Source organism: Collinsella sp. AF36-3AT, from assembly GCF_003475205.1.
Classification (GTDB): Bacteria; Actinomycetota; Coriobacteriia; order Coriobacteriales; family Coriobacteriaceae; genus Collinsella; species Collinsella aerofaciens_AF.
On record NZ_QROZ01000008.1, the window covers coordinates 103415 to 114158 of the forward strand.

Annotated in this window: 9 protein-coding genes; 5 read left to right on the forward strand and 4 right to left on the reverse strand. The window is 60.5% G+C overall.

The genetic code is table 11. From position 1 onward, the window contains the following. Window positions 1-194: 194 nt before the first annotated feature. The 5 genes from DW003_RS07935 (at window position 195) to DW003_RS07955 (ending at window position 4332) form a co-directional block, all read left to right on the forward strand. Entirely contained in the window at window positions 195-818 is a 624-nt protein-coding gene (locus DW003_RS07935) for a flavodoxin family protein (protein WP_118388451.1), read from the forward strand. Window positions 819-833: 15 nt separating this feature from the next. Continuing rightward, complete coding sequence (locus tag DW003_RS07940) at window positions 834-1175, forward strand: arsenate reductase family protein (RefSeq protein WP_006234522.1); 342 nt, start codon at window positions 834-836, stop codon at window positions 1173-1175. Between the two features lie 86 nt (window positions 1176-1261). Beyond that, complete coding sequence (locus DW003_RS07945; protein WP_118388453.1) at window positions 1262-2392, forward strand: GTP-binding protein; 1131 nt, start codon at window positions 1262-1264, stop codon at window positions 2390-2392. Window positions 2393-2487: 95 nt separating this feature from the next. Then, a complete protein-coding gene (locus DW003_RS07950; RefSeq protein ID WP_055252196.1) occupies window positions 2488-3087 on the forward strand; it encodes a tRNA (cytidine(34)-2'-O)-methyltransferase in 600 nt (199 codons plus the stop codon). Window positions 3088-3231: 144 nt separating this feature from the next. After that, window positions 3232-4332, forward strand: coding sequence for an ATP-binding protein (locus tag DW003_RS07955; protein WP_118388455.1), 1101 nt, complete (start codon window positions 3232-3234; stop codon window positions 4330-4332). 40 nt (window positions 4333-4372) lie between these two features. On the opposite strand, the gene DW003_RS07960 is transcribed toward DW003_RS07955, so the two are convergent. The 4 genes from DW003_RS07960 to DW003_RS07975 form a co-directional block, all read right to left on the reverse strand. After that, window positions 4373-6865 carry an excinuclease ABC subunit UvrA gene (locus tag DW003_RS07960; RefSeq protein WP_118388457.1) on the reverse strand — a complete coding sequence of 831 codons (2493 nt, stop codon included), beginning with the start codon at window positions 6863-6865 and terminating at the stop codon, window positions 4373-4375. Then, entirely contained in the window at window positions 6865-7419 is a 555-nt protein-coding gene (locus DW003_RS07965) for a GNAT family N-acetyltransferase (RefSeq protein WP_118388458.1), read from the reverse strand. The genes DW003_RS07960 and DW003_RS07965 overlap by 1 nt, the downstream gene beginning before the upstream one ends. Before the next feature lie 50 nt (window positions 7420-7469). Beyond that, window positions 7470-8588 (reverse strand): AAA family ATPase, encoded by a 1119-nt coding sequence (locus DW003_RS07970; protein WP_118388460.1) that lies wholly within the window; start codon window positions 8586-8588, stop codon window positions 7470-7472. Window positions 8589-8681: 93 nt separating this feature from the next. Continuing rightward, window positions 8682-10685 carry a translation factor GTPase family protein gene (locus DW003_RS07975; protein WP_118388462.1) on the reverse strand — a complete coding sequence of 668 codons (2004 nt, stop codon included), beginning with the start codon at window positions 10683-10685 and terminating at the stop codon, window positions 8682-8684. Between the last annotated feature and the right edge of the window lie 59 nt (window positions 10686-10744).

Sequence of the window (10744 nt, forward strand, 5' to 3'; positions counted from 1 at the left end):
AGGGCGACCCGCCCAGACCCCTTACAATCTGCTCGCACGAGGCCCCGCACTCCAACATCCTCTGGACCGTATCCCGCACGTACCTGGTGGGCGAGCCTGCCGTGGGCCCTCGGGGCCGGCATCGCGCCCCACGCCATCCGCCCGCTCATGCGATAATCCTCTGCATAAGTCATCGACAGCAGAGGGAGTTTGTGATGAAGGTTCTTTTAGTCAACGGTAGCCCCAAGGCAAACGGCAACACCGCTCGCGCGCTTGCCGAAGTCGCCGAGCAATTGCATGCCGAGGGTATCGATACCGAGGTGTTCCAGCTGGGCGCCAAGCCCATTCGCGACTGCATTGGCTGTGGTCAGTGCGGCAAGCTCGATTGCCGCTGCACCTTTGACGACGACGTGGTCAACGAGCTCATTTCCACCGCCGAGCAGGCAGACGGCTTTGTCTTTGGCTCGCCCGTCTATTACGCGCACCCCAGCGGCCGCATCCTCTCGGCCCTCGACCGTGCGTTTTATGCTGGCAGCAAGGCCTTTGCGCACAAGCCGGGCGCCTCTGTCGCCGTTGCCCGCCGCGGCGGCACGTCGACCACGTTCGATGTACTCAACAAGTACTTCACCATCAACCAGATGCCCGTGGTCGCCTCCACCTACTGGAACAACGTCTTTGGCGCTGCGCCGGGCGAGGCTGCCCAGGATGCCGAGGGTCTGGCCACCATGCGAAACATCGGCAAAAACATGGCCTGGCTCCTGCGTTGCATCGAGGCAGGCAAGGCTGCCGGCATCGAAGCCCCCGAGGCCGATCGCGAGCGCACCAACTTCATTCGTTAGAACGGGAGCCGATAAGTGAACGTGCAAATTTTTGGGACCAAAAAGTCCTTCGATACCAAGAAGGCTCAGCGCTTTTTTAAGGAGCGCCGCATTAAGGTGCAGTTTATCGACCTTAAGGAAAAGGAGATGAGCAAGGGCGAGCTCACGAGCGTGATGCAGGCGGTCGGCGGCATCGACAAGCTGCTCAACCCCAAAGCCAAGGACGAGGAGACGCTCGCGCTCATCCAGCACCTCACCCCTAGCCAGCGCTTCGATAAACTGCTCGAGAATCAGCAGGTTCTAGCCGAGCCCATCGTGCGCAACGGCAAAAAGGCCACCGTCGGTTATTGCCCCGATGTGTGGGGAGCCTGGGAGTAGCCTGTGTTATTTGCCGGCGCGTGGGTATAAGAGCAGGCGTTTGGCATAAGATTTAACTGTAAGCCATGTCTAACAAAGGAGGGCACATGCCCAACAAACCCGTGAAGATCATCATGCTTACCGGATACCTCGGTGCCGGCAAGACCACGCTGCTCAACCACATCCTCGCTAACGACGGCGGCATCCGCGCCGCCGTGATCGTCAACGATATCGGCGAGATCAACGTCGACGCCAGCCTCATCGCCGACGGCGGCCTTTCCGAGACCGACGACCTCATCCCGCTCACCAACGGCTGCATCTGCTGCACGCTTTCGGACGACCTTGCTAACCAGCTGCAGGGCATCGCCGATTCGGGCGACTTCGACTACATCATCATCGAGGCTTCGGGCATTTGCGAGCCTATCCCCATCGCCTACACCATCTCGAGCTTCTGCGACGAGGCCAAGGTGGGCGGCGAGCCCAAGCTCGCGCTCGACAACATCGTGGCCGTGGTCGATTGCGCCCGCATGTACGACGAGTTCAACGGCGGTCGCGACCTGCTGGCCGAGGATATCGACGAGGACGACATCGAAAGCCTGCTCATCCAGCAGATCGAGTTCTGCTCCACGCTGATCCTCAACAAGACCGATACCGTGACGCCCGAGCAGATCGCCGAGCTCAAGGCCATCGTGCGCAGCCTGCAGAAGGACGCCGTGATTGTCGAGGCCCAAAACGGTGAGGTTCCCATGGAGGAGCTGCTCGACACCGACCGCTTCGACTTTATGCGCGCCTACAACTCCGCCGCCTGGATCGAGGCCATGGAGCATCCCGAGGAGCACGACGACCCCGAGGTGCTCGAGTACGACATCGAGACCTTTGTGTACTCGCGCCGCAAGCCGTTTGACCTGCAGAAGTTCACCAATTTTGTTGAGCAGGAGTGGCCCGACGAGGTCATCCGCGTCAAGGGTCCGCTGTGGCAGACCGGCGATCCGGACATGTGCTACATGTTTGAGCAGGCCGGCCACCAGATGCGCCTGATGGAGAACGGCCTGTTTGTCGATTCGGCGCCCGAGGGCGAGAAGCAGAAGATCATCGACGAGAACCCCGAGATCATGCAGATTTGGGACGACGAGACGGGCGACCGCATGACGAGCCTGTGCATCATCGGCCGTCACATGGACAAGGATGCGCTCATCGCCTCCCTCGATGCCTGCCTGACCGACTGGCACCGCGCCTAGGTTTATCCAAGCGGGCATTTTTCCGCCTATGTAACCGCCAAACCACCACGAAGGTGCTCTTCGTGGTGGTTTTTCGTTCTGAGCCAAGGAGATTCATGTTCAACATTGTGCTGTATGCGCCCGAGATTCCGGCCAATACGGGCAATATCGGCCGTACCTGCGTGGTCACCGGCGCCCGCCTGCATCTGGTGGAGCCGCTGGGCTTCTCGCTCGACGACAAAACGGTACGTCGCGCCGGCCTGGGCTACTGGCAAAACTTGGACGTGACGACCTATGCCGGCTGGGAGGATTTCCTTGCACGCAACGGTCTCTCCCCTGCCGACGAGCGCCTACATCTGCTGACCAAAAAGGCACGCCGCACCTATGCGCAGAGTACCTACCACGACGGCGACTACTTGGTCTTTGGCAGCGAGAGCTCGGGCATTCCCGAGCCACTGCTCGCCGCGGCGCCCGAGCGCTGCGAGCGCATCCCTATGCTGCGCGATTGCGACTCGCTCGATAACGCCGAGGCTTGGGAAGCCCACGAGGAATCGCTCGGACATACCGAGGACAGCCACGAGGCTATCCTTCAACAGGACATCTGCGGCAACTTCGTCAACCCGGACGACTACCGCATCAGCGCCCTCAACCTCTCCAACAGCGCCGCCATCGTCCTCTACGAAGCCCTGCGCCAAACAGGCTTTCCGGGAATGTGACAAAGGAACTGTCCCTTTGTCACATTCAAGCGCCGCGCCGATGGCGCACACGCCTAATTGATGCTCTAGATAAAAAGCCCTCACTTTTAATCAGAATTAACTAAAGTAAAATGAAGTTAAACGGCGCTGTGAAAGGAGAGCTTTGTGGAATATCTCGAGAACCCGTTTACCCCTAGCTTTGGCGAGGTTCCTGCCCATCTCGCTGGCAGACAACAGATTATTCGGGATTTGGACCGTGCCTTCTTGAGCCAGCGCAGGCGCCCAGAATTGACCTCGATCTTCTCAGGCGCACGTGGAACCGGTAAAACCGCTCTCATGTCGTCGCTCGCGACAAGGGCGGAATCCCACGGCTGGATTGCCGTAAAGACAACCGCGCTCCCGGGAATGCTTGAGGAAATCGAGTTCGGGGCGAAACGTGCTGCCGGCCATCTTATCGACCCGTCTAACAACTTCGAAGTCACCGGTCTCGGAATTGCACCGCTCGGCAGCATCGAGGTCAATCGCGTTCACGATGCCTCAACCTGGCGTTATCGCATGAGCGACATCATCGACCAGCTCAACGAGGCTGGCACCGGTCTGCTCGTTACGGTTGACGAGGTGGACCCGACACTCGACGAGATGATTCAGCTCGCAGCGTCGTATCAGCACTTTGTGACCGATGGAAAACGCGTCGCCCTGCTCATGGCGGGACTTCCCAACAACGTATCGACGCTACTAAACCACAAGACGGTCTCGTTTCTTCGCCGCGCCCAACAATATCATCTGGGTCGCATTGCCGACTATGACGTGCGCGAAGCCTTGATTCGCACAATTCAGGAAAACGATCGCCTGGCAGATGCTGAGGGAATCGATAGAGCCGTTCGCTCGATCTCTGGTTTTCCCTTCCTATTGCAACTCGTAGGCTACCGTGCCTGGGATCTCACAAGCGATTCGAAGGAAATCTCGTCACGCGACTTTGACCTGGGAATCAAAATCGCGCGCGACGAGATGGACGACCGAATTCTCGCGGCAACCTATCGGGAACTCACTGCAGAAGACAAGCGATTCCTCATCGCCATGCTCGATGACGAGGAAGAGTCCACCACCGCCGACCTTGTCGAGCGCCTTAAGCGTTCGCCGCAGCAGGTCTCCCGCTACCGACGCCGCATGATAGACGCCGGCATCATTGGGGAACGTGGGCGCGGAATCGTCGCTTTTGAATTGCCATTCTTCCGCGACTATCTCGCCGCTCAATGCGTGAAATAGAATTCAATGTGACAAAGGGGCAGTCCCTTTGTCACATCGCCTATAGGTAGCGGCCGGTAATGCTCTTGGAGCAGGCCGCGATATCCGCCGGCGTGCCGGCGCAGACGATTTGCCCGCCGGCGTCGCCACCGCCTGGGCCCATGTCAATCACATAATCGGCGTTACGGATAAGGTCGAGATCGTGTTCAATCACGATAACCGTGGCGCCCTTGGCAACAAGGCCGTCGAACACGCTCAGCAACACCTGAACATCGAGCGGATGTAGTCCAATCGTGGGCTCGTCGAACACAAATACGGCATCATCCTGCACGCGGCCCATCTCGCTCGCGAGCTTAAGGCGCTGTGCCTCACCGCCCGAAAGCGCCGGTGTGGGCTCGCCAAGCGTAAGATAACCCAGGCCCAGGTCGTGCAAGGTCTGCAAGCGCGCCTGGACTTTCTTGAGTCCCACCGTGGCGTCGAGGGCCTCGTCCACGCTCATGTCCATGAGCTGCGGCAACGTAAGCAAGCTCCCGTCCTTGCCCTCGCGATGGATATGCGAAGCTGCGTCTGCATAACGTGAGCCGCGACATGCCGGGCAGACGATCTCGACATCGGGCAAAAACTGCACGTCGAGCGATATCGATCCCGTGCCATCACACGTAGGGCAGCGCAAGGCGCCGGTATTGTAGCTAAAGGCACCCGCCTTGTAGCCGGCCGCCTTGGCCTCGAGCGTACGGGCGAAGGCGCGACGCAGCTCGTCATGGATGTCGGCATAGGTCGCTACCGTCGAGCGAACATTGGCGCCGATGGGCGTGGCGTCAATCAGGTTTGCGCGGCCAATGCCCTCGGCATCGACCCAACACACGTGCCCCGGCAAGCGCTCGCCAGCTGCCTGCGCCTTAAGCGCCGGGATGAGCGTCTCGAGCACCAACGTCGTCTTGCCCGAACCCGAAACACCCGTAACCGCGACCAAGCGACCGCGCGGAATATCGACTTCGAGCGGCTTGACGGTATGGATGGTATCGGTCGCCATGCGGATATGGCCCTGGTCGAACATTTCGTCGTCAGTCACCTGCGGACGCAAGCGCTTGGGCTCGGCGCGCAAAAACGGCGCGATACGGCTGTCCTGCGATTGCTCGACCTCGTCCACCGTGCCCGCGGCGATTACACTGCCGCCGCCTGCTCCGGCAACGGGGCCCATCTCGACCAGATAATCAGCCTCCACCAGCACACGTGTATCGTGGTCGACAACAACCACGGTATTGCCGTCATCCACCAGGTCGCGCATTACGCCCACCAAGCCGTCGACATTGGCAGGATGCAAGCCAATTGAGGGCTCGTCCAGCACATAGAGCACGCCTGTCGATCGGTTGCGCACCACGCGGGCGAGTTGCACGCGCTGGCGCTCACCCGTGGAGAGCGTGGCACCGGCGCGATCGAGCGAAAGGTAATCGAGACCCAGGTCGACCAGACGACGAGCCGTGCTCAAAAACGAATCGCAGATATCCGTCGCCATGGGCCGCATCTCGGCCGGCAAGGATGCGGGCACCCCGCGCACCCACTCGATCGCATCACCAAGCGTCATGGCCGCGGCCTGAGCCAGATTGATACCGCGCACCTGGGGCTGGCGCGCAGCCTCGGAGAGACGCGTGCCGGCGCAGTCACGGCATGGTCCCTCGTGCAAAAAGCGAGCCACACGCTTAAGCCCCTTATCGTCCTTAACCTTGGCGAGCGCATTCTCAACGGTATAGACGGCGTTGTAATAGGTAAAGTCGAGCGGCGTGGCGCCCTCGCCGTTTTTGGGAACGTAGAGAATGTGCTTCTTAACCGCCGGGCCGTGAAACACGATGTCGCGCTCTTGAGGCGTGAGCTGGTTAAACGGCACGTCGGTGCGCACGCCCATCTCGCCGGCCACCTGCTTCATCAGGTCCCACATGAGCGTGCCCCAGGGAAGCACCGCACCCTCGTTGATGGTCTTTGACTCGTCGGGCACCAGGCTCGCCTCGTCTACCTCGCGCATGACACCGGTGCCGCCGCAGGTAGGGCACGCACCGCCGCTATTGAAAGCCAAATCCTCGGCACTCGGCGCGTAGAACTCGCGGCCGCATGTCGGACACGTGAGCGACAGGCCCGCAGCCACGTTAAGGCTCGGCTCCACACGCGCCCCGCAATGCGGGCACACGTGATGGGCGCAACGGCTAAAGAGTAGACGCAGGCTATTGTTGAGCTCGGTCATGGTGCCAAAAGTGGAACGCACGCCCGGCACGCTCGGACGCTGGTGCAGCGCGAGCGCCGCCGGCACGTGCAAGACCTCATCCACCTGGGCATGTTCGGCCTGCGTCAGACGACGGCGGGTATAAGTGCTAAGCGCCTCCAGATAGCGGCGCGAGCCCTCGGCATAAAGAACCCCGAGTGCCAGCGAACTCTTGCCCGAGCCCGACACGCCGGCAATACCCACGAGCCTTCCCAGCGGGATATCAATATCGATGTCCTTGAGGTTATGGACACGTGCGCCACGCACCTCGATAGCACTTGGTTGTTGCGACACCGTCATCACTCCCCTTCTGCCCGCCCGCGCCAGTCTTCGCGGGTCAAAAACGTAAAGTACTCGGTACGCACATCGCCCATCAGCTCGCAGGACACGTCGCGTTCAACGTGATGAGGCACGAAGCCGCATTTTTGCTGAACGCGTAGCGACTTGTTATTGCCCTCGTAGTATCCGCACCAAAGCGCCTTGCAGCCAAGCGTTTCGAACGCATAGCGCTGCATGGCTCGTACCGCTTCGGGAGCAAAGCCTCGGCCCCAGAATGGCTTGGCGATCCAATAGCCCACTTCGAGTTCGAGACCGTCATCTCGACGGTTTGACTCGCAGCGAGACGGCATGAGACCGATGCTACCCACGGGCTCATCCGTCGCAGCCAGGCAAACGGCAAAGGTATGGGGTGCCGCAAAAACTGTCCGAATGATCTCCCTGCTCTCCTCAATGCTTCGATGGGGCGGCCAGCCCGCAGCCGGTCCCACGTCCGGGTCGCTCGCATATGTAAACAGGATCGCCGCATCCGTCTCGCGCCACGGACGAAGCGTCAATCGCTCAGTTTGAATCACCATGTTTTGACCTCACATCTATCGATGTGACAAAGGGACCGTCCCTTTTCACATTACTCGTGCCATAAAACGCGTTCGCGGATGTACTCGCCCAGCATGGGCACGGTAAACCGGACGAGGCCGTATCCGGCAGCCTCGATGACGCGCTCGCGAATCAGACTTGCGCGATATTTACTCGCCCAGCTTTGGGTGCGATCGCAACGCTCAATGATATCCGCCATGCGCGTCGGTTTGCCCTCGTCAGCCGCCATGGCCTCGATAAAGAGACGCTGCGGACTGCGCAACCCGTAATACAAGGGAGCGTCGACCGCTTCATAGAACTCAGAGACGGCATCGGCGTAGCCAGCCTCGACATCGCACACTTCAATGGCCTGCGAGCCACGCCGGACAGCAGAGCGCCACATGTAATAGCCCACCAACTGAACCATATAGGGATGCCCCATGCTCTTGCGCGCCGCAAGGTCCGCCGTCTCCGCATCAACGTAAAGACCAGCGTCTTTGACCGTCTGGATATATGAATCGCGCACTTTGGGCAAAGAAATCGCCCCCAGCGTACGCTGCTGGGCGCGGCGCAAAAACGTCACGCTCGGCTCTTCGAGCAGATCGTCAACCATACTGGGTAAGCCGGCAAAAACCAGCGCAAGACCGCGCTGGTCGCTATCGGGCAAGCCCGTGGCGTCCTGGTCTCCCAGCACCTGCTGATAGAGAACGGCGAGAGCCGCCAGTTCCTCGATAGACGCAGATTGAGCCTCGTCAATCGCAAACAGGATGCCCTTACCTGGACCGAGCTTCTTGAGGCGCTCGTTGACCAGTCCTCGCAACGTCTCACCCTTTGCTCGCGCCGCCTCGACCGACATCCGGCCAAACGACGGACCGAGCTCCATTGACGTCACAACGGGTTTATTCGAGCGAAGCGCGTCGGCCAAGCGATCGCATAAGCCAAGCGAAGCGGAATCGGAGACAACCGCCCATCCGCGCTCATTGGCTAGACGTTGCAGCTCCCGCAGGAGAACCGTCTTGCCACAGCCGCGGTTTCCCGTAATGAGCATGAGCCTACCCGGCGCTCCGGCGCCGTTATCGAGTCCTTCCTCGAAATCTTCGATGACCGACTCGCGACCGATGAGTATCGGAGGCCGCTTGCCAGCCGTGGGCTTAAAGGGATTTGGATTCATGTCGGCCTCCTCGGATTGGCAAAGGCTGGCAATAGTTATACCAATTTATACCGAGTTATACCAATAGCATGTGACAAAGGAGTTGTCCCTTTGTCACATGTGGCCAAAAAACTCTGCGTCTGCCGCTCGCCAAGGGCGGAAGGTGGCGGGATCGATCTTTACGTGCGCCGCGGCGGGTACGTCGTACCATTTGACCGTATAGCCGGCGCCGTGGGCGCAAAAGACCGAGTCGGGCGTATTGGGCAGATCGGCCTCGGGCTCGTAGGCGGCCGCCTCGATGACGCGCTCGGCATCATGGCAAGCCGCATAACCGGCAAACTCAAGGTACAAATGCCCGCGGCCGCTCGTGTAGGCAGCCACCTCCAGCGCATAATCCTGTACCTCGGATGCCGGCACACGACCCACAAGCTTCGCCCGATCGCCCGCCATCGCCGGCGGCTCGTACTCGGCGCCCATGCGCGTGACGTCCGAGAGCGCCCTGCCCACGCACTCCCCCGGCACCTCGAGCTCAAAGTGGTACCACGGCTCCAACAGCACCGCCGCACCGGCCTCACGCACCCGCATCAAGCCCTGGCGAATCGCGCGGTACGTTGCCTGGCGAAAGTCGCCGCCCTCGGTATGCTTGGCATGCGCACGGCCGCCCGTGAGCGTAATGCGCACATCGGTGATGGGCGAGCCGGTCAGCACGCCCAGGTGGTCGCGCTCCATGGCATTGGTGAGCGCCAAACGCTGCCAGTTAAGGTCGAGCTCGTCGGTCGAGGCAATGGTACCAAACTGCACGCCCGAGCCCGCCGGTAGCGGCTCCAAGCGCAGGTGCACCTCGGCATAGTGGCGCAGCGGTTCAAAGTGGCCCACGCCCTCGACCGGCTGCGAGATAGTCTCCTTATAGAGAATGCCGCCGGGCTCAAACTCAATCGAAAGGCCAAAGCGATCGGCCAACACCCGCTGCACGACCTCGAGTTGCACGGCGCCCATCAACTGCAAATGAATCTGCTCAAGATGCGTGTTCCAGCTTACGCCGAGCATGGGGTCTTCGTCCGCCAACTCAGTCAATGCTTTGAACACCGTATGGACATCGTGTTCGCCCGGAAGCACCGTATAGGTAAGGACCGGCGCAATGACGGGTGCATCGCACCCGGGCTCCGCACCCAAGGCGTCCCCCGGGCGAACATGCGCAAGACCCGTCACGGCACAAATACCGCCAGCAGCAACTTCCTGGGCAAGCTCGTACTTCTCGCCGTTATAGATGCGTACCTGATCGACCTTCTGTTCCCACGCCTCGGCACTGGAACGCCCGCTGATCATCTGTTTTGCGCGCAGCGTGCCGCCGGTCACTTTAACCCAAGCCAAGCGCTCGCCACGATCCCCGCGGCTGACACGATAGACGCGCGCGGCAAACTCCGGGAGCCACGCCTGCTCACGCATCAGCGCGCATATGCCATCCAGCAGCTCGTCAACGCCTTGGTCCTTGAGCGCCGAGCCGGCAAAGCAGGGAAAGAGCTTGCGCTCGGCAACCATGCGCGACAGCGTTGCGACAGAAAGCTCACCCGCTTCAAGAAACTCCTCGAGCGCTTCCTCGTCTAACGCAGCAGCATACTCCTGAACGGCACCGCCCGCCAACAGTTCGCTGGCATCCAGGCAGCCCTCGGAAAGACGTTGCCCAAGTTGTGCCAGCAAAACCTCGCGGCCGGGATTCTCCAAATCGATTTTGTTGATATAGATGAACGTCGGAATGTCATAGCGCGCAAGCAGGCGCCACAGGGTTTCGGTGTGCCCTTGTACGCCGTCGTTGGCGCCCACAACCAAAATCGCGTAGTCGAGTGCGCGCAATGTGCGCTCCGCCTCGGCCGAAAAATCCACGTGACCGGGGGCGTCCACGAGCATAACGTGGGTTTCACCGTGGTCGAGCACAGCCTGCGACGAGAAAATCGTGATGCCACGCTCGCGTTCGATAGTGTTGGTATCCAGGTGCGAATCGCCGTCGTCCACACGGCCGCGCTTGCGAATACGACCTGCGTTGAACAACATGGCCTCGGCCAGCGTGGTCTTGCCGGCATCGACATGCGCCAAGACTCCAACGACCGCTTGCTTTGACATGGCTCTCCCCTTATTGCAGGTTGATTTCCGATCTCAGCCGAACACATTGAGCAAATAGG

Coding starts and splice junctions, on each gene's coding strand:
- DW003_RS07935 (WP_118388451.1), top strand. CDS start 195: ATGAAGGTTCTTTTAGTCAACGGTAGCCCCAAGGCAAACGGCAACACC.
- DW003_RS07945 (WP_118388453.1), top strand. CDS start 1,262: ATGCCCAACAAACCCGTGAAGATCATCATGCTTACCGGATACCTCGGT.
- DW003_RS07950 (WP_055252196.1), top strand. CDS start 2,488: ATGTTCAACATTGTGCTGTATGCGCCCGAGATTCCGGCCAATACGGGC.
- DW003_RS07960 (WP_118388457.1), bottom strand. CDS start 6,865: ATGACGGTGTCGCAACAACCAAGTGCTATCGAGGTGCGTGGCGCACGT.
- DW003_RS07965 (WP_118388458.1), bottom strand. CDS start 7,419: ATGGTGATTCAAACTGAGCGATTGACGCTTCGTCCGTGGCGCGAGACG.
- DW003_RS07970 (WP_118388460.1), bottom strand. CDS start 8,588: ATGAATCCAAATCCCTTTAAGCCCACGGCTGGCAAGCGGCCTCCGATA.
- DW003_RS07975 (WP_118388462.1), bottom strand. CDS start 10,685: ATGTCAAAGCAAGCGGTCGTTGGAGTCTTGGCGCATGTCGATGCCGGC.